Consider the following 22233-nt stretch of genomic DNA (forward strand, 5'->3'; position numbering starts at 1 on the left):
ATACCATCAAAAACTCTTTTTCTAGTATTGAAAAAGAGTTTTTGTTTTATAGACCAATGAGTATGTTTACTTTTGTACTCGTATATTTTGGTTATGGACGTTTCTTCAATTTTTACTATTCAATCACAGGCAGATTTTGATGCTGTAGCCTTACAAGTCTATCGCCACCAATACAGACATAACCTTGTTTACAAAGAGTTTTCAGACTATTTAAAAAAAACACCAGAAAAGATCACTAGCGTTCAAGAAATTCCTTTTTTACCTATTGAATTTTTTAAATCGAAAAAAGTGGTTTCAAGTACTGAAAAACCCGAAATACTTTTTACAAGCAGCGGCACCACAGGCACCTTAACAAGCACGCATTACGTTACAGATGTTGCGCTGTATGAAAAAAGTTACCTAAAGGCCTTTACTCATTTTTATGGCGCTATAGACACCTATTGCATTTTAGCACTACTTCCTTCTTACTTAGAGCGCCAAGGCTCGTCATTAATCTATATGGCCGATGATTTAATTAAAAAAAGTAACCATCCCGAAAGTGGTTTTTATTTAGATACTATTGAGCTCCTTGTACAAAAGCTTAGGGAATTAGATGAGTCAAACACTAAAATACTTTTAATTGGAGTTTCTTTTGCTCTTTTAGATATCGTTGAGAAGTACAAACTCAACCTTAAAAATGTAATTATCATGGAAACTGGCGGTATGAAAGGTCGCCGAAAAGAAATGATCAGAGAGGAACTACATGAAACATTAAAAGAAGGCTTTGGCGTGCAAAAAATTCATTCGGAATACGGAATGACAGAGCTACTATCTCAGGCATATTCTAAAGGAGATGGTATTTTTGAAGCCCCAGCTTGGATGGATGTTCTCATAAGAGATCCGGAAGATGCACTTAGCTACCAAAGTACAGGAAAAACCGGTGGCGTAAATGTTATAGATTTAGCCAATTTAAACTCTTGTTCGTTTATTGCAACACAAGATTTAGGTAAAAAATATGACAATAATACCTTTGAGATATTAGGCCGTTTTGACCATTCAGATATTAGAGGTTGTAATTTATTAGTGTTATAAACTTATTTCCTTGCATACCTATACGTAACCTCATCATCTGCTATCATAGGTTCATCAATATAGGTCAATGTTAATACTTCATCCTCGACGACGTACGTATACTCCTGATCCGTATCCTGTAAACTTATAATACCCTCTATATTTGTATAGCTGTAGGTTCCTGCGATATGAAAATAATAAGTAGTCTCATCATTTTCTATTATAACACTATGATCCTCTTCTGAAAAATTTAAGGTATGCACGCTAAAATCTACATCTTCAGGAAAGCCACAAAAGCAACTTACGTCTGTTAATACCCATTCTCCAGACAAGCTTTCATCCTGCGTAAAATCATCATCATTATCCGTACAAGCGGTACAAAATAAAAACACACCTAAAACAAAAGTTACTATTCTCATAAGATCTTTTATTTTAGATGTGAATTCTCTTTAAGGGTTGCGTTTTTATTTCACGAGTATCACGAAGTAATTTTTCTTCCCTCTTTGCAAAAGAACAAATTTATCATTGATTAAATCTTCTTTTGTAATTACGTAATCTTCCTTGACCTTTTCTTTATTTACAGAGATAGAGTTTTGCTTCAGTTCTCTTCTCGCCTCCCCATTAGATCCTAAAAAGTTAGTCTTCGCCGCTAAAGCCCCAATCATATCTAAACCTTCTTCAACATCGGCCATAGTTACCTCTGCTTGAGGAACGCCTTCAAAAATGTCTAAGAATGTTTTTTCATTTAATTTCTTTAAACTTGCGGCTGTAGATTTCCCAAAAAGAATTCCACTTGCCTCCACAGCGTTATCAAGATCTTCTTGCGAGTGTACCATCACAGTAATCTCATCTGCTAAACGTTTTTGAAGCACACGTAAATGTGGTGCTTCTTTATGCTCCGCTACCAAAGCTTCTATTTCCTCTTTAGCGATAAAGGTGAATATTTTTATATATTTCTCAGCATCCTCATCAGAGGTATTCAACCAGTATTGGTAAAATTTGTAAGGTGACGTACGTTCAGCATCTAACCAAACATTACCGCCTTCTGTTTTTCCAAACTTAGTACCATCTGCTTTTGTAATTAACGGACAGGTAAGCGCATAGCCTTTACCGCCACCAATACGCCTTATAAGCTCTGTTCCCGTGGTTATATTACCCCACTGGTCACTACCTCCCATTTGCAAAGTACAATTGTGTTCTTTAAAAAGATGTAAAAAGTCATACCCTTGAACAAGTTGGTAGGTAAACTCTGTAAACGACATTCCTTCTTTTGCTTCTGAAGAAAGACGTTTTTTAACAGAATCTTTTGCCATCATATAATTTACGGTAATATGTTTTCCCACATCACGGATAAATTCTAGGAATGAAAAATCTTTCATCCAATCGTAATTATTGACTAAAATAGCTGCATTCTCCGCATCGCTACTAAAATCTAAAAAACGAGAAAGCTGTGCTTTCAAAGCATCTTGATTGTGACGTAAGGTTTTTTCATCTAAAAGGTTACGTTCTGCAGATTTTCCCGAAGGATCTCCAATCATCCCCGTAGCACCACCAATAAGCGCATACGGTTTATGGCCTGCTAATTGAAAATGGCGCAACATCATTACTCCCACTAAATGTCCTATATGTAACGAATCTGCTGTAGGATCTATACCAACATAAGCCGATTGCATTTCATTCATTAAATGCTCTTCTGTTCCTGGCATGGCATCATGTAACATGCCTCTCCATTTTAATTCTGCTACAAAATTAGTTTTCATTAGTGTACTATTTTTTAATGTAGCTGCAAATATAAAAGAATGTAGTGTTTTAGCGGTGTTTAAACTTGAATAAATAACTTACAATTCCGTATTTTTAAACCATGATTTTAGTCACAGGCGGTACAGGTTTAGTTGGGTCACACCTTTTGTTTGAATTAACAAAAACAAATGCGAGTATACGCGCCATCCATAGAGAAGGAAGCGACTTAAAACAGGTAGAAAAGATATTCTCTTACTACACTAAAAATTTTAAAGAACAGTTTCAAAAAATTGCATGGGTACTTGCGGATATTAATGATGTGCCTGCCTTAGAAATAGCTTTTGATACAGTTACACATGTATACCATTGTGCTGCTTTAATTTCTTTTGACCCTAAAGATTATGATCGGCTCTACAAAATCAACTGTGAAGGCACAGCAAATATTGTAAACATAAGCATTGCTAGTAATATTAAAAAACTCGTTTATGTAAGTTCTATTGCCACCATTGGGCAAGAAATTAATTCTAATATTGCCAATGAATCATCTGATTGGAATGCCAAAGACGCCAATGTTTATGCTCTTACCAAGTATGATGCAGAAATGGAAGTTTGGCGCGGCTCTCAAGAAGGCTTAACTGCTCTTATATTAAATCCTGGAATTATTTTAGGCCCTGGTTATTGGCATTCTGGTAGTGGCGCAGTATTTCAAACAGCTGCTAAAAATTATGCCTATTATCCTCCCAGCGGAACAGGGTTTATCAGTGTAATAGATGTTGTGAAGTTATTAGTATTAGGTATGAATTCTGAACTACACAAAGAACGATTTATCGCCATAGCCGAAAATAAAACCTACCGGGAAGTGTTACACCAAATCTCCAATAGCCTAGGAGTTAAACCTCCCCATAAGGAATTAAAAAAATGGCACTTAAGCCTTTTATGGCGACTAGATTGGCTTGCAAGCTTCTTCTCTAACAAAGAACGAAAATTGACCAAGAACAGTGCAAAATCACTCCAAGAGCAAAAACAATATGACAACCAAAAAATCAAAACTGCTTTTAGCTATACCTTTGAACCTATAGCTAAGGTATTAGATTTTTGTACAGAACAATTTAAAAAAGAAACTTCCTAATTCGCTTTTGGCTTAATAGGTTTGCCCGCTTTTATACTATCAAGTTTTTTAGGCTTACGTACACGCTCAATACTATCTAAGGTTCGCTGCTCTTTTTTAGCATCATCTATTACCTTTATATCCGCTTTTAACTTGTCTTCCACACTTTTATAGATTTCACCATATACCGCAGGATAAGAGGCATAATACACATCGCTCTGCACAAATTGCAAACTATCTATATCATGCTTAGTATAAATGTATTTCATTGCCTCTATTTTGTTCTCTTTTAGCACATCTACACTTGTATTTTTTGCCGCCGTGACCAATGCTAAATCATACAAAATTGCAGACATCTTATCTTTCGCAATAAGATTTTCTGGCGGATTGATTAATTCCTCCTTACAAGAAACCATCAAAGCCAAAACACATAAAAAAAGGATTCTATACATAAATTATCTATTGAAGGTAAGGCGTTTGGCATTTCGCTTCTCGGAAATAACTCCGTTTTCATACGCCAGATGTCCGTTTACAAAAGTATGTGATATTTTCGATTGAAAAGCAGTTCCTTCAAAAGGAGACCAACCACATTTGTACACGATATTTTCTTTGGATACGGTCCAAGAATTATTTAAATCTACCAAAACTAAATCTGCATAATACCCCTCACGCACATACCCTCTCCTATCTATTTCAAATAAGATAGCAGGATTGTGGCACATCTTCTCCACAATCTTTTCTAAACTTATTTTACCTTCATGGTATTTCTCTAACATAGCAGGCAAAGCATGTTGCACTAATGGCCCTCCAGAGGGTGCCTTGGTATATACATTATCTTTTTCTTCTAAAGTATGTGGTGCGTGATCTGTTGCTAAAACATCAATTCTATCATCTAAAAAAGCATCCCATAATTGCGATCTATCTTCCGCAGTTTTTACTGCCGGATTCCATTTAATTAAAGACCCTTTAGTTTTATAATCTTCCTCCGAAAACCATAAATGATGCAAACAAACCTCTGCCGTAATTTTCTTGTCTTTTAAAGGAATATCATTTCTGAACAGAGCTGTTTCTATTCCTGTAGACAAATGGAACACATGAAACCTTGCACCTGTTTGTTTCGCCAATGCAATGGCTTTTGACGAAGATAAATAACAAGCCTCTGCACTACGTATAATTGAATGATACTCCATTGGAATATCATCCCCGTATTGTTCCTTGTACTTGGCTAAATTATTTTTTATCGTGGTCTCATCTTCACAGTGAGCCGAAATCACCATTTCGGTATTTCTAAATATCTTTTCGATAACCTCCTCATTATCTACTAGCATATTTCCTGTAGAAGATCCTAAGAATAGTTTTACGCCAGAACAAGCATTTTTATCAAGCTTTTTAAGCTCTTCTAAATTGTCATTAGTCCCCCCAAATAAGAAAGAATAATTAGCATAAGCGCTTGCTGCTCCTAAAGCAAACTTATCTTCCAATTTCTCTATGGTCGTGGTTTGCGGGTTTGTATTAGGCTGTTCCATAAAAGTAGTAATCCCGCCAGTAACTGCCGCCCTACTCTCACTAGCTATATTGCCCTTGTGCGTTAACCCAGGTTCTCTAAAATGCACTTGATCATCAATTACCCCAGGTAAAAGATACTTCCCCGAAGCATCGATAACAGTCGCTGTAGTGTCAGAAATAGTAGCATCTATTTTTTGAATAATATCGTCTTGAATAAGAACATCTGCTACTTGCAGTTTATTTTCATTGACGATAGTAGCATTCTTTATTAAAAACTTGCTCATGCTTTAAATTTATTTTTTCTAAAAAAACTCATCCATTTCATTTTAACTACTCCAAAAATAGCTTCTCGAAAAATAGACGAATTCATTTTTGATTTCCCTAATACACGATCTGTAAAGACAATGGGTACTTCTACTATTTTAAACTTATTTAAATGCGCTCTAAATTTCATTTCAATTTGAAACGCATAGCCCACAAAATGTACTGCAGACAAATCTATAGTTTCTAAAACTCTTCGTTTGTAACAAATAAATCCTGCGGTAGGATCATGAACCATCATTCGCGTAATAATTTTTACATAAAACGATGCTCCATAAGACAACAAGACACGGTGTAAAGGCCAATTCACAACATTGACCCCTTTTATATATCTAGACCCTATAGCTAAATCTGCCCCATCTACACAGGCCTGATGCAGGCGAATAAGATCTGATGGGGTATGCGAAAAATCTGCATCCATTTCAAAAATGAAATCATATTTTCTTTCTATTGCCCATTTGAAGCCATGAATATAAGCCGTACCTAAACCGGCTTTTTCTTTTCGTACTTCTAAAAATAATTTTTCAGGAAACGTTTTTTGTAGTTCTCTAACTTTATCAGCCGTTCCATCTGGTGAGTTATCATCCACGATTAACACATGAAACTCTTTCTTTAAATTAAAAACAGCTTTAATAATAGCCTCTATGTTTTCAATTTCATTAAAAGTTGGAATAATAACAAGCCTATCTATCATAAAATAAATCTATTCTTGCAAAAATAGTTTTTTTATAGTGGTAACGAAATGTGCTCATATTATTTATGATTTTTTTGTCAAAAAAGTCCATTTAAACAATTAATTAAAAGCCTATGTCTTATAATTTGTAATTTTGCCGAAATAAGCTTGTTAAAAAATGCAGAAACTGCCGAAATTATTTATTTACCTTCTTGGGATTATTTTTGTCATTAATCTAATACAAAGTTATTTTACCGATTTAATCTTTGACGAGGCCTATTATTGGCACTATGCTCAAAATATGGCTTGGGGTTATTTTGATCACCCCCCAATGGTCGCATTTTTAGTGAAACTAAGTAGCTTTTTCTTTGAGGGCGAATTGGGAGTTCGGTTTATGAGTTGCCTACTCTCTATAGGTACTCTTATCTTTATTTGGCTCGTAATAGACAATCCTAAAAAGAAAGATTATGTGTTACACTTTTTTGTGCTCACATTTTCCATGACACTCTTAAACGCGTATGGTTTTTTTACGCTCCCAGATACACCTCTTTTATTTTTTACTGCTGTTTTTTTATACGTCTATAAAAAGTTTATTACCGCCCCTTCTGTAGTACTGGCTATTATCCTAGGGCTGGTGATGAGCGCTTTAATGTATAGCAAGTACCACGCTGTTCTTGTCATTATATTTATACTACTCTCTAATATTAAATTAGTTTTAAACAAATATGCCTGGTTAGCGGTATTTGTTGCATTACTAGGTTATTTACCTCACTTTTTATGGCTTTATGAGAATAATTTTGTCTCGATAAAGTATCACCTATTTGAGCGCCCTAATAGAGCTTATGAGTTTAATGATTATACGGTTGGTTTCTTCTTAAACCTATTAGCCTTGTTTGGTTTCACTTTTTTCTGGGTATATAAAGCCTTATGGAAAACTAAAAGAACAGATGCTTTTAATAGAGCACTTTTATTCCTAACCTATGGTACCATCCTCTTTTTCTTTATTTCTAGTTTTAATCGTAGAATACAAACACAATGGATCATTGTGATTTCCATATCCCTAGCCATCATTGCTTTTAACTATATGTTAGAAAATGAAAATGCTAAGAAATGGATTTACAGAATGGGATTGGTAAATATTGTACTGCTTGTTTTTGTACGCTTTATATTGGTTTTCGAAGAAATTTCTCCTTTACACTATGAATCTCATGGCAATAAAGAATGGGCAGCTTCTATTAGTGATCGCGTTGGTGATACTCCAGTAGTTTTTGAAAATTCCTACAGGAACGCTCCTATGTATGCGTTCTACTCAGGAAACACCTCGTTCTCTCTTAACAATGTCATGTATCGTAGAAACCAATACTCTATTGATGATTCCGAATCAAAAGTGCAACACAAAAGAGTTCTATACGTTTCTCAATATTTAAGTAAAGGTGATATTGCTGTTGACTTACCAAAACAGAAGAAAGGATTTGGAGTTTATATGGATAATTTTGAATCTTTTAGAAAATTGCGTGCCATTCTTGATAAAAGTGAGATATCTTTAAAAAATGATAGTCCCATTGATCTTAAGATTTATAATCCCTATGATTTTGACATTGCCATAAACAAACTGAAATATAGCGTTGTCTATCATACCCAATATAAACGCCCAGAAGAAATTATTGGAATTACACCAATTCCAAAAAATCCTAACCTTACGGTACTCAAAGCAAAAGACACTTTGTATTACAGCTTTACCCTACCTGCCTTTAAAATGGAAAACCCGGGGTATTTTAAAGTTGCTATCAGCGAAAACGGACTTCAACCAGGAATGAATGGTGATAATATAAAATTAGTAAACTAAATGAAAGAAGTCTTACTAAGAAGTATAGAAAATATTGACTGGATTACGCTGATTTTATGTTGCAGTATTACGACATTAGTTTTAGCAAAAAAGATTTATTACGGTAGGTTTACGAACTTTATCATCCTGCCTTTCAACAATAAATACATATTTTTATACAACAAGAAGGATAAATTATCGCATTGGTTCACTATTTTTCTCTCCATATTTCAGCTTTTAAATTTCACTTTATTTCTATATTTTATAGATTCAATTTTTAAATTATCGCACCATATAAATACCCCTTTTACTTACATTATTGCCCTAGGAATTTTAATATCTTTCTTTTTCTCTAAATTGATCTTACACCTGTGCAACGCCTTTGTTTTTAACATGCAAGGAGCTATTAGTGAATTTTTATTTAAAAAAATATCCTACTTTAACTACAGTAGTTTAATCATGTTTGTGGCGAATATTCTTCTTGCATATATTTTAAAAGATTCAAAAATTGTAATCTATATAACCGCACTATTAATTGCCGCAATAAATATTCTGGGATGGGTTACTGCCATACGAAATCATCAAAAATTAATTACCAATAATTTTTTCTATTTTATTTTGTACCTTTGCGCACTCGAAATAGCACCCTTAGTGCTTTTAGGAGATTACTTTAAAGACTGATGCTTATGAAAGTAAAAACGATTTTGGTATCGCAACCAGAACCGAAGATGGAAAACTCTCCATATTCCCGACTTATTGACAAGGAAAAAGTAAAGGTAGATTTTAGACCCTTTATACATGTTGAAGGTGTAGATGCTAAAACTGTAAGACAACAAAAAATTGATCTTAACAATTTTACTGCTATTATTTTAACTAGTAGAAATGCGGTAGATCACTTTTTTAGAATTGCAGAAGAAATGCGTTTTAAAGTGCCTGATTCTATGAAATATTTCTGTCAGTCAGAAGCTGTTGCCTATTACTTACAAAAATACGTAGTCTACAGAAAGCGTAAAATCTATGTTGGTAAAATGAATTTTCAAGATCTTTCTACTCTTTTCAAAAAGTATAAAGACGAAAAATTCTTACTACCTTCTTCAGATTCTCTAAAACCAATTGTTCCTGAAACATTGGATGCTTTAGGCTTAACTTGGACTAGAGGTATTTTCTACAAAACGGTAGTTAGTGACCTTTCTGATTTAAAAGATGTGTATTATGATATCTTGGTATTCTTTAGTCCTTCTGGAATTGAGTCTTTATTAAAGAATTTCCCAGATTTTGAACAGAATGATACTAGAATTGCTGTTTTCGGGAATTCTACCGTAAATGCAGCAACAGATGCTGGTCTTAGAATAGACATTAAAGCACCAACACCTGAAACGCCTTCTATGACCATGGCATTGCAGAAATACATTACAAGTTTAAATAAAAAGTAATTCTTTACTTTTATTTACAAGCATAAAAAAAGCCTCTTTTCAGAGGCTTTTTTATTTATTTGATATTTAGAATCCGTAACGCTGCGGTCCGCCACGTCTTATTTCTTCATTTGCATAAGATTCAAACTTTTTAAAGTTCTCACGGAAAGCATTAGCCAACTTAAATGCTGTGGTATAATACTTCTGATCATCATCCCAGGTTGTTCTAGGACTTAACACCTCTGTAGGCACCCCTGGACACTCTCTAGGTTGTGCAACGCCAAATACAGAATGAATATGGTACTTGTCATAAGAATACAATCCTAAGTCACCATTTAACGCCGCCGTTATCATGGCACGTGTATATTTAAGCTTCATGCGGGTACCAATACCGTAAGGACCACCTGTCCATCCCGTATTTACCAACCAAACATTAACACCGGCATCTTTCATCTTCTTACTAAGCATTTCTGCATACTCCGTAGGATGTAAAGGCATGAATGGCGCTCCAAAACAGGCTGAGAAATTTGGTGTAGGTTCTACCACTCCGGCTTCCGTTCCTGCCACTTTTGCTGTATATCCTGAGATAAAATGGTACGCTGCTTGGCTAGGCGTTAATTTAGAAATTGGAGGCAACACCCCAAAAGCATCTGCCGTTAAAAAGAATATATTTTTAGGATTCTTCCCTATAGAAGGCACTTGAATGTTTTCAATATGATCAATAGGATAACTTACTCTTGTATTTTGCGTGATAGAGATATCCTCAAAATCTACCACACCTTCAGAATTCATAACTACATTCTCAAGTAGCGCCCCTTTTTTAATAGCTCCAAAAATTTCAGGCTCGTTTTCTGCAGATAGGTTGATCACTTTTGCATAACAACCCCCTTCAAAATTAAAAATGGTATTCTCTTTTGTCCAACCATGCTCATCATCTCCAATTAGTTTTCTATTTGGATCTGCAGATAGTGTTGTTTTTCCTGTTCCCGAAAGGCCAAAGAAAATAGCCGTATCACCATCTTTACCTACATTTGAAGAGCAATGCATTGGCAAAGTATTCTTATACACCGGTAGGATAAAGTTAAGAGCAGAAAAAATTCCTTTTTTAATTTCTCCGGTATACCCGGTACCACCTATTAAGGCAATTTTTCTTGTGAAATTTAAAATCGCAAAATTATGTTGACGCGTACCATCTACCTCAGCATCTGCCATAAAACCAGGAGCGTTAACCACCGTCCATTCTGGATCAAAATTCACCAATTCTTTTTCTGTAGGTCTTAAAAACATGTTACTAGCAAACATGTTAGACCAAGGGTACTCATTAATAACCCTAATATTTAATTTGTAATCTTCATCTGCACACGCATAGCTGTCACGTACATAAATTTCTTTTTCATTTAAATAATTGATGACTTTATCATACAAAGCATCAAAAGCAGCAGGCTCAAATGGAATATTGACATTCCCCCACCAAACTTTTTCATCTGTAATCTCATCTTTTACTATAAATCTATCCATTGGAGACCTACCAGTAAACTCACCCGTATTTACCGCAAGAGCACCAGAAGATGCCTCTTTACCCATACCTTTTTCTAGGGTTAATTTATGCAAATCATCTGGTGATAATTGATAATGCACATTTTCACTTGTAATACCATACTTAATCAACGAAATCGTTTTCGCAATCTTATCCATATTAAAGAAGATTTATTAGTTTTAACGGGGTAAAATTATTGAAATTATAATTCATAGGGTAGTTTTTTCGTTAATATCTAATATTTTTCTTTATAATAACGAAATCCGAGTAAAATCCAACCTGCAATTAATAGGAGTCCACCCACCGGTGTAATGAATCCAATAGCCTTAAAATCGAAAGAAGTTAAGCTGTTTGTTGCCAACAAATAAATAGAAAAAGAAAACAGCAACACACCTGCCGTAAATACCCCATAAATAAGTTTTTTATTTTTTTCTTGAATCTTGGTAACTCCTGAAAGAATTAAAAGCACTAATGCATGATACATTTGATAGGTAACCCCAGTAGTATAAGATGCTAAAGCCTCTTCGCTTAATACCTCTTTTAATCCGTGCGCGCCAAAAGCTCCCAGAATTACTGCAAGGGCTCCAAATAAAATTCCTGTACTAAAAATTGTTTTGTTCATAACTAAAATGATTGTTATTTTTACATATATAACAAAAGTGATTTTTTGATTGTCACTATAAAGATACAAAACTATGCTGCGAAAAATTCTAATTATTGGTGCTGGCAAGTCCACATCCTACCTATTAGATTACTTTTTAGAAAAAGCAATTGAAGAACAATTACAGATTGTCATAGCAGATCTAAATCCAGAGGCTATTCCAGCAAAGTTCAAGAATCACTCTAATTTTGATGTCGTAAAATTGGATATTTTTAATACTCCTGAACGCCAAAAAGCTGTGCAAGAAGTAGACATAGTAGTGTCTATGCTCCCTGCACATATGCACATTAATATAGCCAAAGATTGCATTCACTTTAACAAACACCTTGTCACTGCTTCTTATGTAAGCGATGAAATTAAAACCTTAGATAAAGAGGCTAAGGAAAAAGGGCTCGTTTTTATGAATGAAGTTGGCCTTGATCCAGGTATTGACCACATGAGTGCCATGCAGATTATCAACCAAATTAAAAAGAAAGGTGGTAAAATGTTATTGTTTGAATCTTTCACAGGAGGTTTAGTAGCTCCAGAAAGTGATAACAACTTATGGAATTATAAATTTACATGGAATCCTAGAAATGTAGTTGTCGCCGGTCAAGGTGGTACCGCTCAATTCATACAAGAGGGCACCTATAAATACATTCCTTACCACAAACTATTTAGAAGAACAGAATTCGTAGACATTAAAGGCTATGGCAAATTTGAAGTCTATGCCAATAGAGATTCTTTAAAATATAGAGAAGCATATGGCCTTACAGATATCTTAACGCTTTATAGAGGTACTATGAGGCGCGTAGGATTTTCTAAAGCCTGGAATATGTTTGTGCAATTAGGAATGACAGATGATAGCTATACTATTGAAAACTCTGAAGGAATGACCAATAGAGAATTTGTCAATTTGTTTTTACCCTACTCCCCTACAGATTCTGTTGAATTGAAACTTAGGTACTATCTAAAAATAGATCAAGATGATATTATGTGGGATAAACTTCAAGAGCTTAATTTATTTAGCAGCGATAAAAAAATTGCGCTTGAAAATGCAACCCCTGCTCAAATATTACAGAAAATATTAGAAGACAGCTGGACGCTTGCCGATGAAGACAAGGATATGATTGTCATGTATCACAAATTTGGCTATGAAGTAAATGGCGCTAAAAAGCAAATAGATGCTAGCATGGTGGTTATAGGAGAAAACAGAACCCATACCGCTATGGCTAAAACAGTTGGTTTGCCTGTTGCTATTGCTACCCTTCTTATTTTAAACAAAAAAATTACAAGACCAGGTATTCAAATTCCTTTACATGAAGAGGTTTATACCCCTATTTTAAAAGAACTAGAAGCTTACGGAATTATTTTTAACGAGGAAGAAGTTACCTACCTAGGGTACAATCCAAATACTGTGGCTAGTTAATAATTGAAACTAATTTGCTATATTTCATATTAAATTGAAAGAGCAACAGATGAAATCAGCTAAAGAAAATGTAAAAATAGACGGAATTGACAAAAAAATATTACGCTATTTAATGTCTGATGCCCGCAAACCTGTTTTGGAAATTGCCAGAAACATTGGTATTTCTGGTGCCGCTATTCACCAAAGGCTTCGAAAGTTAGAAAACTCTGGGCTAATCGCAGGTTCTAAATTTGTAATCAACCCTAAAGTATTAGGGTTTTCTACGATGGCTTATGTCGGCATCTATTTAGATAAAGCAATGAGTAACCCTGTGGCCGTAAAGGCGCTCGAAAAAATACCTGAGATTCTAGAATGTCATTACACCACAGGAAACTGGTCTATCCTAATAAAAGTATTGTGCAGAGATAACGAGCATTTAATGCAAGTTTTAAACAACAACATTCAACAAATTGATGGCGTATCACGAACTGAAACCTTTATCTCTTTAGATCAGCAAATAGAACGTCAGATTACCATATAAAAGAGCTTGTATTTTCTTAAACCTGAAAATGAAAAAACGATTCTTTATTGTACTCTCTATACTCCTACTATGTTCCTCCTGCAAAAAGGAATTAGAATGTGATAGCTTAATGGCCAATTTAAGCTTACGAAAAGAACTCACTGCTGTTCATGCTAAAGAAAGTGCTTTTTTTAAGCTGTTCAATGTAGACCATCCTAAATATTTGCTAAGGGAGTTATTTAATACAAAAACTAACATACATAGTATAAAAACGCTTCCAAAGACAACTAACGGAAGTTGCCATTGCCAAGCTCAACTATCCATTAGTTTTGATGAAGACCTTAAATCCAGAATTCTAAAAGTAGTAAACCCAAATGCAACGACTATAATTAGCAGCTATTTTGATGAAATTAAGTCAGAGAGTCGCATTGAATATGAATTTTCGAATCCTTCTAAAAATAACTATACGATAAAAATCATAGAAGATAATAAAGAAGAACTTCTAAGAAGTATCGTTTATTATATACGACTATACCCATACGAACAAGCACTAAAAACAAAAGAGGCTCCTTAGTACTAAGAAGCCTCTTTTTTATATTTTTTACACGGGAATATTAATCTCTTCTTCCGCCAAAAACTTGTAATGCCCAATAGGCCAATGTTGCAATAGAGCCTATAGCTGCCACCAAATAGGTTCTAGCTGCCCATTTCAATGCGTCTTCTGCGCCAGCATATTCATCTGGAGCTAACATATTTTTATGTTTTAACCATGCTAGGGCACGGTTACTAGCATCATACTCTACAGGCAACGTAACCAAACTAAATATGGTAGCAAAACTCATCATGACCAAACCTGCAACTGCAACCCAATATCCAAATCCAAATCCTGCAGCAGCACCTAACATGAGCCCTCCAAAAACAACCCACATCGCAAAGTTAGAGGTAACGTTTACTATAGGCACTAAATTAGATCTTAAGCCCAACCACTGGTACGCTTGTGCATGTTGCACGGCGTGTCCACATTCGTGTGCTGCAACTGCTGCTGCAGATGCGTTACGCTGACTGTACACACCTTCACTTAAATTTACGGTCTTGTTAGCAGGATTATAATGATCCGTAAGCATTCCTGGCGTAGAGATAACCTTTACATCACGTATACCATTATCCGCTAGCATTTTTTCTGCAATTTCTGCACCGCTCATTCCATTTCGTAAATGAACTTTTGAGTATTGCTCAAACTTGCTTTTCAGCTTCCTACTTACCAACCAGCTTACTAAAGCTATTCCTCCAATTAATATATAATATCCGTACATAATTTTTTATTTTAAAACTTAAATATAGCAAAGTTTCTTTGCCTTATACTATAAAAGCAAAAATCCCGCCAAAATTTTCCAACACATAAATGCGGAAAATTTGGCAGGATTTATAATTATATCGCTTTGACCTAGACGAACTTATGATGCCCAATCAAATGCTTCAATAATTTCTTTATAGATTACTTCTCCTTCAGAAATATTTAAACCTTTTTGTAATCCTGGATCAGAAGCCAATGCTTTTTTCCAACCCATATTAGCAATCTTAATAGCATAACTTGTAGTTACGTTAGTAAGTGCTAAAGTAGAAGTATAAGGTACAGCTCCTGGCATGTTTGCTACAGAGTAGTGTACAATTTCATCTATAATATAAATAGGATCTTGGTGTGTTGTTGGCTTTGTAGTCTCTACACAACCACCCTGATCTACAGCAACATCTACAATAACAGCACCAGATTTCATGGTTTTAAGCATGTCTCTAGTGATTAAGTTTGGTGCTTTTTTACCTTTAAGTAAAACTCCACCAATAATTAAATCATGTGTTTGCACGTGCTCTCTAATATTATATTCATTAGAAAATAAAGTAGTACAGTTTGCTGGCAACACATCATTAGCATAACGTAAGCGCTTCATGTCTATATCTAATATAGTTACCTGAGCACCTAAACCAGATGCCATTTTAGCAGCTTGCATACCTACTACACCTGCACCAAGTATTAAAACTTTTCCTGGAGGTACACCCGGTACACCACCTAATAAAAGACCACGACCTTTAACTGGTTTCTCTAAATACTTTGCTCCTTGCTGAATAGACATTCTACCTGCCACTTCAGACATAGGCGTTAACAATGGTAAACCACCATCTCTATCTTCTACCGTTTCATAAGCAATACAAATAGCACCACTTTCTAACATAGCCTTCGTTAAAGGCTCGCTAGATGCAAAATGGAAATATGTGAAAACAATTTGTCCTTTTTTAATAAGGCTATATTCTTGTTCAATAGGCTCCTTAACTTTTACTATCATTTCTGCGATAGCATAAATCTCTTCAATAGTTTCTAAAATTGTAGCTCCCGCTTCAACATACGCTTCATCTAAGAAACCACTATTATCTCCTGCCGTTGATTGTACAAATACTTCATGGTTGTTTTTTACTAATTCAAAAACACCACCTGGAGTCATACCAACACGACTCTCATTGTTTTTAATTTCCTTAGGGATACCTATTTTCATTTGCTTTATTTATTAGAACTTTCGATTAAAAAGAAAAATATCTGCATAAAAATGAATTTGATTATCAGATTCCTGCAGATTACATTTATAAAAAAACAAACTAAAAAAGACAAAGGCAAATCTTAAGTTTATTCAACAAACAAATTAATTCGCCAATGTCAATTTTAATTATAATTAGTCGCGTCAAATTTGCCACAAATAGTTATAATAAAAAAACAAAAACCACTAAAATTGTGATGGTTTAACTAATAATCAGACTTTTAACAATTAGCCCTATATTGTTTTGCAGAAATAATAAAATTGATGCCTAAAATTCAGATTTTCGAATAAAGCGTTGCACAATTATCAGCCTTATTTTGCCCTTTTAGGGGCGAATAGTGTCATATCAATCTACCGTTACTGCTACGATAGATTGATATGCCTACTTTTTAACCTACTATATTGATAATTTTACCTGGAACAATAATGACTTTTTTAGGCGTACGCCCTGCCAATTGTTGTATGGTTTTTTCATGCGCCATCACTACTTCTTCGATCTGATCTTTTGTAAAATCCATCGGAAGTTCTAATTTGAAACGCATTTTTCCATTAAAAGAAACTGGGTATTCTTTACTACTCTCTACCAAGTGCGATGCCTCAAATTTTGGAAAAGGCGCTGTTGCAATAGATGTTGTATGCCCTAATTTACTCCATAATTCTTCTGCGATATGTGGTGCGTAAGGCGATACCAAAATAACCAAGGCCTCTAACACTTCTCTACTGGTACATTTCTGAGCAGACAGTTCATTCACTGCAATCATAAAGGTAGATACGGACGTATTGAAAGAGAAATTTTCAATATCTTCTTCTACTTTCTTAATGGTTTTATGTAAGGTCTTAAGGTTGTCTTTTGATGCTTCCGTATCGGTAACTTTAATACCATTATCGTCTACATACAAACGCCATAATTTTTTAAGAAAACCATGAGTACCTGTAATACCCGCCGTATTCCAAGGCTTAGATTGCTCTAATGGGCCTAAAAACATCTCATACAGACGTAAACTGTCTGCCCCATACTCTACACAAATACTATCTGGACTTACCACATTGTATTTAGATTTGGACATCTTTTCAACTTCGCGACCAACGATGTATTTACCGTTTTCTAAAACAAATTCCGCCTCTTTATATTCTTCTCTCCAGTTTTTAAATGCTTCAATATCCAATTCATCAGAGGCATTTACAAATGATACGTCTGCGTGGATAGGTGTCATCTCTTTATCACCAATTAAACCCTTAGAAAATAATTTTCCAGACTCCTCATCCCTAAAAACAAATGCACTTGTCCCCGTAATCATTCCTTGATTGATCAGTTTTTTGGCAAACTCGTTTTTAGGCACCACCCCCTTATCAAATAAGAATTTTTGCCAGAAACGTGCATATAATAAATGTCCTGTTGCATGCTCACTACCACCAATGTATAAATCTACATCTTGCCAATAGTTAATGGCCTCCTCCGAAAATATAGCCTCCGTATTGTTCGGATCCATATAGCGGTTAAAGTAGAAACTACTCCCCGCCCAACCTGGCATCGTATTTAATTCTAAGGGCCACACCGTGGTGTTATTTATCTTGCTATTATCTACAACCTGATTAGAAACCGTGTCCCAGGCCCAAACGGTAGCATTCCCTAATGGTGGTTCTCCAGTTTCGGTGGGTAAATATTTTTCTACTTCTGGTAATGCAATTGGTAAATGTTTCGCATCTATCATTTGCGGCATACCATCTACATAATATACTGGAAAAGGTTCTCCCCAATACCGTTGTCTGCTAAAAACAGCATCACGCAAACGGTAGTTAATTTTCCCTTTTCCTTGTCCTATTTTTTCCAATTCATAAATCGCTAATTTCATGGCTTTCTTATACGGCAATCCGTTTAGAAAATCAGAATTAGCAATTACGGTTTTGTCTTTGTCTGCATGTGCTTCTTCAGAAATATCTACCCCTTCAAATACATTAGGAATAGCAATATTGAATTTTTTAGCAAAATCATAATCACGCTGATCACCACAAGGTACCGCCATCACAGCTCCTGTACCATAACCCGCTAACACATAATCCCCAATCCAAATTGGCACTGGCTCTTTTGTAAATGGGTGCTCTGCATACGCTCCAGTAAAAACCCCTGAAATAGTTTTCACATCTGCCATACGCTCACGCTCACTGCGTTTTGCAGTGGCTTCTATATATGCTTCAACCTCCGCTTTTTGCTCTGGCGTGGTTATTTTAGCAACCAACTCATGCTCTGGCGCTAAAGTCATAAAAGAAACTCCAAAAATAGTATCAGGGCGCGTGGTAAAAACATCAATCCCCCTAACCCCCGAAGGGGGAACTTCTTTACTATTCGAGAGCTCAGTAATTATATTATTTAATACAGCATCTAAATCCCCTATAACTTGTTCATTTGTAAAACGAACTACCTTAAATCCTCTTGCATTTAATACATCTGTACGAGATTGATCTGCCTCTTTTTGTTCTTCATGAATTGCACCATCTACCTCAACAATCAATTTTTTAGAAAGACATACAAAATCAACTATAAAATCTGCAATTAGATGTTGCCTTCTAAATTTATCTCCTATATTTTTTCCTTTCAACCTTTCCCATAGTATAGCTTCCGCTTCTGTAGGATTATTGCGCATTTCTTTTGCTCTTTCTAATAATAAGTGCGCATTATTCCCACCTGTCATATATCCAGGAGTAGCTCCCTCTCCTTTGGAGGGGGTTGGGGGGAGGATTTGAAACGTTACTGAAGCGCCTTGAGAACGACCTATCCAATTGGTCTGTGAATCTTTAAGTGGTTGTGGCCAATCTACTGTAGTTAAATCATCTAATAAACGTTGTGCATATGCGGAAATACGCATGCTCCACTGCGTCATTTTTTTACGAATAACAGGGTGACCTCCGCGTTCTGATACGCCATTGACAATCTCATCATTAGCCAATACAGTACCTAAGCCAGGACACCAGTTTACTTCCGTATCTGCCAAATAGGTAAGTCGGTATTGCAACAGTAGTTCTTGTTGCTTTTTTGTGTCAAAAGCATTCCACTCTTCTGCAGTAAAAACTATAATATCTTCATCACAAACTGCATTTACCGTCGCATTTCCTTCTTTTTCAAAAAGCGCGGTTAATGTAGCAATGTCTTCTGCCTTGTTCGTATCATTATTGTACCACGAGTTGAACAACTGAATAAATATCCACTGGGTCCACTTGTAATACTCTGGAGTAGAGGTACGCACTTCACGGCTCCAATCAAAAGAAAAACCAATTTTATCCAATTGGTCTCTATATCTAGCAATATTTGTTTCTGTAGTAATTGCAGGATGTTGCCCTGTTTGAATGGCATATTGTTCTGCCGGTAAGCCAAAAGAATCATACCCCATAGGGTGCAATACATTAAACCCTTTATGTCTTTTATAACGCGCATAAATATCACTAGCAATATACCCTAACGGATGCCCTACATGGAGTCCTGCTCCGGAAGGATAAGGAAACATGTCTAAGACATAAAACTTTTCCTTATCGGAATTATTTTCTGCTTTAAACGTTTGGTTTTCTGCCCAATATTTTTGCCATTTGGCTTCAATTTCTGTGAAATCGTAGTTCATTATATAAAGTTTGTATAAACCTGACGGTTTTAATGCGCTGCAAAAATAAGTTTATTATAGGAAAGGGAAAAAGATAATATGACATGAGCCACATCCAACAAAAACAAACTATTATAAACGTGACAAAATTTACCTTATAAATGAATGAAAACCTTCAACAAAAAAAGTCTAAGCTAATTATTCCTAAGTATCTTAGGTTGCTAAAATCACCTTTAGAAATCTTCTGACCTTAAAAAGGCGTTATTTACATAAAAATCTAACTTAAAAACAAAGCAAAGTGTTAACAGTGATTTTATATTAAATATACTTTCCTATTTTTACATATCGTTTTCACAAATTATGAGTAAATCTTTCGAGCGCTATCAACAACGCAAATTAATATCGAGCTATTTTTCAGTAGTTTTAAGTATAGGTCTTGTACTTTTTCTATTAGGAATATTAGGCTTATTGGTTTTAAATACTAAAAAACTAGCTGATCATTTTAAAGAACAGATTACTATCTCTGTCTTTTTAAAAGATAATGCAAAGCAGGTAGAAATAGACCAGCTACAGAAAAGCTTAGTCATGGCAGAATACACCAAAGCCGCTACTTATGTTTCAAAAGAAGAAGCTGCAGCACAACACAGTGAAGATATTGGCGAGAACTTTCAAGATTTCTTAGGTTACAACCCATTAAAAAATTCTATAGACGTTCAGTTAAATGCTGATTTTGTAACCCCAGAATTGCTGGAAGAGATAGCTGCAGAAATTACTACCAAAGGTTATGTAGAAGAAGTTAGCTATGACAAACCTTTAATTGGCCTCTTAAATGAAAATGTAAAACGAATTAGTTTCTGGATTCTGGTAGCCAGTAGTATTTTTACGTTTATCGCTGTTTTATTAATCAATAGCTCTATTCGTTTATCTATCTACTCCAAGCGTTTCATTATTAAGACAATGCAAATGGTGGGCGCCACAAAGGTGTTTATCCGAAAGCCATTTATTTGGACCAACATTAAGTTAGGTGTACTAGGAGCCGCATTAGCAATGCTTGCCTTGGCGGGTGTTTTATATTATGTGAATGAAAATTTTCCAGAATTAGGATTAATGGAAGACCCTACGATACTGGCTATTCTTTTTTCTAGTGTTTTTATATTAGGCTTGTTAATTTCACTTATTAGCACCTACTTTGCAACACAACGTTTTTTAAATTTAAGAACAGACGAATTATATTATTAAATTTGCAGCATGGCGTACAAAAGCAACAATACAAATCAAGATTCTAAAAAGGAATTTATTTTTCAGCATAAGAATTATATGTTCATGTTTATTGGCCTTGCCTTTATTGTAATAGGTTTTATATTAATGAGCGGTGGCGGTAGTGATGATCCAAATGTTTTTAACCCTGAAATTTATAGTTTTAGAAGAATCCGTTTGGCACCTACTTTAGTGCTTATTGGCCTAGGAATAGAAATCTATGCTATTTTGTTAAACCCTCATAAGAAAGACTAATTGGAAGTAATAGACGCAATAATCCTTGGTATAATTCAAGGATTAACAGAGTTTCTACCTGTTTCATCAAGTGGACATTTAGAATTAGGAAAAGCTATTTTAGGCGATCATTCTGTTCCAGAAGAGAGTCTTTTATTTACTGTGGTTCTCCATTTTGCTACGGCACTTAGTACCATCGTTGTTTTCAGAAAAGATATTTGGGAACTACTTCGTGGACTTTTTCAATTTAAATGGAACGACGAAACACAATTTTCTGTAAAAATTATTATTTCAATGTTGCCTGCGGTTTTCGTTGGTTTGTTTTTTGAAGAACAATTGGAAAGCTTTTTTGGAGGTAATGTTCGTTTTGTAGGGTACATGTTATTAGTGACTGCCGTACTTCTCTATTTTGCAGATAAAGCCAAAGACACGGATAAGAAAGTTAGTTTTAAAAATGCTTTTCTTGTAGGTATATCTCAAGCAATAGCAATGCTTCCCGGTATCTCTAGAAGTGGTGCTACTATTTCTACCTCTGTACTACTAGGTGTAGATAAAACTAAAGCAGCACGTTTTTCTTTCTTGATGGTAGTACCTTTAATTTTTGGTAAGATTTTTAAAGACCTATTAGGAGGAGAACTTACTTTTGACGGAGATAATAATGTTGCTATGGGTGCTGGCTTTATAGCCGCATTTGTTGCCGGATTAGGAGCCTGTACTTGGATGATTCAACTCGTAAAGAAAAGTAAGCTTTCTTATTTTTCTATCTACTGTTTCATTGTAGGTCTTATCGCCATCGCTTACGGATATTTTGGATAATACGCATTTAA

At 35.1% G+C, this 22233-nt stretch carries 21 protein-coding genes; 11 read left to right on the top strand and 10 right to left on the bottom strand.

Translation table 11 applies throughout. The annotated features are described in order from the left end of the window. The first annotated feature begins 93 nt into the window (after window positions 1-93). Window positions 94-1071: a LuxE/PaaK family acyltransferase gene (locus M666_RS02955; RefSeq protein ID WP_029445020.1), complete on the top strand. Its 978-nt coding sequence runs from the start codon at window positions 94-96 to the stop codon at window positions 1069-1071. A gap of 2 nt (window positions 1072-1073) precedes the next feature. On the opposite strand, the gene M666_RS02960 is transcribed toward M666_RS02955, so the two are convergent. After that, window positions 1074-1469, bottom strand: coding sequence for a hypothetical protein (locus M666_RS02960; protein WP_029445021.1), 396 nt, complete (start codon window positions 1467-1469; stop codon window positions 1074-1076). A gap of 45 nt (window positions 1470-1514) precedes the next feature. After that, window positions 1515-2810, bottom strand: a complete 1296-nt coding sequence (tyrS, locus tag M666_RS02965) for a tyrosine--tRNA ligase (protein WP_024479099.1) — start codon at window positions 2808-2810, stop codon at window positions 1515-1517. A gap of 101 nt (window positions 2811-2911) precedes the next feature. Here tyrS and M666_RS02970 point away from each other — a divergent pair, with 101 nt between their 5' ends. Further along, on the top strand, window positions 2912-3919 hold the full coding sequence (locus M666_RS02970) for an SDR family oxidoreductase (protein WP_029445022.1): 1008 nt from the start codon (window positions 2912-2914) through the stop codon (window positions 3917-3919). Here M666_RS02970 and M666_RS02975 read toward each other — a convergent pair. From M666_RS02975 to M666_RS02985, 3 genes are read right to left on the bottom strand one after another with little or no spacing between them, the layout of a single operon-like run. Next, window positions 3916-4350, bottom strand: a complete 435-nt coding sequence (locus tag M666_RS02975) for a DUF4296 domain-containing protein (RefSeq protein WP_029445023.1) — start codon at window positions 4348-4350, stop codon at window positions 3916-3918. The two genes, M666_RS02970 and M666_RS02975, sit on opposite strands and share 4 nt — an antisense overlap. 3 nt (window positions 4351-4353) lie before the next feature. Beyond that, window positions 4354-5688, bottom strand: coding sequence for a dihydroorotase (locus M666_RS02980; protein WP_029445024.1), 1335 nt, complete (start codon window positions 5686-5688; stop codon window positions 4354-4356). Then, window positions 5685-6419, bottom strand: coding sequence for a polyprenol monophosphomannose synthase (locus tag M666_RS02985; protein ID WP_025613843.1), 735 nt, complete (start codon window positions 6417-6419; stop codon window positions 5685-5687). The genes M666_RS02980 and M666_RS02985 overlap by 4 nt, the downstream gene beginning before the upstream one ends. Before the next feature lie 157 nt (window positions 6420-6576). On the opposite strand from M666_RS02985, the gene M666_RS02990 reads away from it, so the two are divergent. From M666_RS02990 to M666_RS03000, 3 genes are read left to right on the top strand one after another with little or no spacing between them, the layout of a single operon-like run. Next, window positions 6577-8244, top strand: a complete 1668-nt coding sequence (locus tag M666_RS02990; protein ID WP_029445025.1) for an ArnT family glycosyltransferase — start codon at window positions 6577-6579, stop codon at window positions 8242-8244. Beyond that, window positions 8245-8904, top strand: a complete 660-nt coding sequence (locus M666_RS02995; RefSeq protein ID WP_029445026.1) for a DUF4271 domain-containing protein — start codon at window positions 8245-8247, stop codon at window positions 8902-8904. It abuts the gene before it with no gap. Window positions 8905-8909: 5 nt separating this feature from the next. Continuing rightward, window positions 8910-9656 (top strand): uroporphyrinogen-III synthase, encoded by a 747-nt coding sequence (locus M666_RS03000; RefSeq protein ID WP_024479106.1) that lies wholly within the window; start codon window positions 8910-8912, stop codon window positions 9654-9656. A 66-nt stretch (window positions 9657-9722) separates the two neighbouring features. On the opposite strand, the gene pckA is transcribed toward M666_RS03000, so the two are convergent. Both pckA and M666_RS03010 read right to left on the bottom strand, forming a co-directional pair. Then, window positions 9723-11330 (bottom strand): phosphoenolpyruvate carboxykinase (ATP), encoded by a 1608-nt coding sequence (gene pckA / locus M666_RS03005; protein WP_029445027.1) that lies wholly within the window; start codon window positions 11328-11330, stop codon window positions 9723-9725. A gap of 77 nt (window positions 11331-11407) precedes the next feature. After that, window positions 11408-11794 (bottom strand): DUF423 domain-containing protein, encoded by a 387-nt coding sequence (locus M666_RS03010; protein WP_029445028.1) that lies wholly within the window; start codon window positions 11792-11794, stop codon window positions 11408-11410. A 73-nt stretch (window positions 11795-11867) separates the two neighbouring features. Between M666_RS03010 and M666_RS03015 the strand changes: the two genes are divergently transcribed. The 3 genes from M666_RS03015 to M666_RS03025 are packed head-to-tail and all read left to right on the top strand — an operon-like array spanning window position 11868 to window position 14314. After that, window positions 11868-13241 carry a saccharopine dehydrogenase family protein gene (locus M666_RS03015; RefSeq protein ID WP_029445029.1) on the top strand — a complete coding sequence of 458 codons (1374 nt, stop codon included), beginning with the start codon at window positions 11868-11870 and terminating at the stop codon, window positions 13239-13241. 49 nt (window positions 13242-13290) lie between these two features. Then, window positions 13291-13761: an Lrp/AsnC ligand binding domain-containing protein gene (locus tag M666_RS03020; RefSeq protein WP_025613849.1), complete on the top strand. Its 471-nt coding sequence runs from the start codon at window positions 13291-13293 to the stop codon at window positions 13759-13761. A gap of 28 nt (window positions 13762-13789) precedes the next feature. After that, on the top strand, window positions 13790-14314 hold the full coding sequence (locus tag M666_RS03025; protein ID WP_151198020.1) for a hypothetical protein: 525 nt from the start codon (window positions 13790-13792) through the stop codon (window positions 14312-14314). A 40-nt stretch (window positions 14315-14354) separates the two neighbouring features. On the opposite strand, the gene M666_RS03030 is transcribed toward M666_RS03025, so the two are convergent. The 3 genes from M666_RS03030 to leuS all read right to left on the bottom strand — a co-directional run bounded on the left by M666_RS03030 (window position 14355) and on the right by leuS (window position 19936). Continuing rightward, a complete protein-coding gene (locus tag M666_RS03030; protein ID WP_029445031.1) occupies window positions 14355-15053 on the bottom strand; it encodes a zinc metallopeptidase in 699 nt (232 codons plus the stop codon). A 141-nt stretch (window positions 15054-15194) separates the two neighbouring features. Further along, the gene (gene ald, locus M666_RS03035) at window positions 15195-16286 is read right to left on the bottom strand and encodes an alanine dehydrogenase (protein WP_029445032.1); all 1092 of its coding nucleotides are present in this window, start codon (window positions 16284-16286) and stop codon (window positions 15195-15197) included. Between the two features lie 428 nt (window positions 16287-16714). Further along, window positions 16715-19936 (bottom strand): leucine--tRNA ligase, encoded by a 3222-nt coding sequence (gene leuS, locus M666_RS03040; RefSeq protein WP_029445033.1) that lies wholly within the window; start codon window positions 19934-19936, stop codon window positions 16715-16717. 339 nt (window positions 19937-20275) lie between these two features. Between leuS and M666_RS03045 the strand changes: the two genes are divergently transcribed. From M666_RS03045 to M666_RS03055, 3 genes are read left to right on the top strand one after another with little or no spacing between them, the layout of a single operon-like run. Continuing rightward, window positions 20276-21154, top strand: coding sequence for a cell division protein FtsX (locus tag M666_RS03045; RefSeq protein WP_024479115.1), 879 nt, complete (start codon window positions 20276-20278; stop codon window positions 21152-21154). A 9-nt stretch (window positions 21155-21163) separates the two neighbouring features. Beyond that, on the top strand, window positions 21164-21427 hold the full coding sequence (locus M666_RS03050; RefSeq protein ID WP_025613853.1) for a DUF3098 domain-containing protein: 264 nt from the start codon (window positions 21164-21166) through the stop codon (window positions 21425-21427). Further along, on the top strand, window positions 21428-22222 hold the full coding sequence (locus M666_RS03055; RefSeq protein WP_024479117.1) for an undecaprenyl-diphosphate phosphatase: 795 nt from the start codon (window positions 21428-21430) through the stop codon (window positions 22220-22222). The last annotated feature ends 11 nt before the right edge of the window (window positions 22223-22233 follow it).

The organism is Cellulophaga baltica 18, assembly GCF_000468615.2.
Classification (GTDB): domain Bacteria; phylum Bacteroidota; class Bacteroidia; order Flavobacteriales; family Flavobacteriaceae; genus Cellulophaga; species Cellulophaga baltica.

What these genes read in the sequence shown, in the direction of transcription:
- M666_RS02955 (WP_029445020.1), top strand. Translation starts at nt 94, where the DNA reads ATGGACGTTTCTTCAATTTTTACTATTCAATCACAGGCAGATTTTGAT.
- M666_RS02960 (WP_029445021.1), bottom strand. Translation starts at nt 1,469, where the DNA reads ATGAGAATAGTAACTTTTGTTTTAGGTGTGTTTTTATTTTGTACCGCT.
- tyrS (WP_024479099.1), bottom strand. Translation starts at nt 2,810, where the DNA reads ATGAAAACTAATTTTGTAGCAGAATTAAAATGGAGAGGCATGTTACAT.
- M666_RS02970 (WP_029445022.1), top strand. Translation starts at nt 2,912, where the DNA reads ATGATTTTAGTCACAGGCGGTACAGGTTTAGTTGGGTCACACCTTTTG.
- M666_RS02975 (WP_029445023.1), bottom strand. Translation starts at nt 4,350, where the DNA reads ATGTATAGAATCCTTTTTTTATGTGTTTTGGCTTTGATGGTTTCTTGT.
- M666_RS02980 (WP_029445024.1), bottom strand. Translation starts at nt 5,688, where the DNA reads ATGAGCAAGTTTTTAATAAAGAATGCTACTATCGTCAATGAAAATAAA.
- M666_RS02985 (WP_025613843.1), bottom strand. Translation starts at nt 6,419, where the DNA reads ATGATAGATAGGCTTGTTATTATTCCAACTTTTAATGAAATTGAAAAC.
- M666_RS02990 (WP_029445025.1), top strand. Translation starts at nt 6,577, where the DNA reads ATGCAGAAACTGCCGAAATTATTTATTTACCTTCTTGGGATTATTTTT.
- M666_RS02995 (WP_029445026.1), top strand. Translation starts at nt 8,245, where the DNA reads ATGAAAGAAGTCTTACTAAGAAGTATAGAAAATATTGACTGGATTACG.
- M666_RS03000 (WP_024479106.1), top strand. Translation starts at nt 8,910, where the DNA reads ATGAAAGTAAAAACGATTTTGGTATCGCAACCAGAACCGAAGATGGAA.
- pckA (WP_029445027.1), bottom strand. Translation starts at nt 11,330, where the DNA reads ATGGATAAGATTGCGAAAACGATTTCGTTGATTAAGTATGGTATTACA.
- M666_RS03010 (WP_029445028.1), bottom strand. Translation starts at nt 11,794, where the DNA reads ATGAACAAAACAATTTTTAGTACAGGAATTTTATTTGGAGCCCTTGCA.
- M666_RS03015 (WP_029445029.1), top strand. Translation starts at nt 11,868, where the DNA reads ATGCTGCGAAAAATTCTAATTATTGGTGCTGGCAAGTCCACATCCTAC.
- M666_RS03020 (WP_025613849.1), top strand. Translation starts at nt 13,291, where the DNA reads ATGAAATCAGCTAAAGAAAATGTAAAAATAGACGGAATTGACAAAAAA.
- M666_RS03025 (WP_151198020.1), top strand. Translation starts at nt 13,790, where the DNA reads ATGAAAAAACGATTCTTTATTGTACTCTCTATACTCCTACTATGTTCC.
- M666_RS03030 (WP_029445031.1), bottom strand. Translation starts at nt 15,053, where the DNA reads ATGTACGGATATTATATATTAATTGGAGGAATAGCTTTAGTAAGCTGG.
- ald (WP_029445032.1), bottom strand. Translation starts at nt 16,286, where the DNA reads ATGAAAATAGGTATCCCTAAGGAAATTAAAAACAATGAGAGTCGTGTT.
- leuS (WP_029445033.1), bottom strand. Translation starts at nt 19,936, where the DNA reads ATGAACTACGATTTCACAGAAATTGAAGCCAAATGGCAAAAATATTGG.
- M666_RS03045 (WP_024479115.1), top strand. Translation starts at nt 20,276, where the DNA reads ATGAGTAAATCTTTCGAGCGCTATCAACAACGCAAATTAATATCGAGC.
- M666_RS03050 (WP_025613853.1), top strand. Translation starts at nt 21,164, where the DNA reads ATGGCGTACAAAAGCAACAATACAAATCAAGATTCTAAAAAGGAATTT.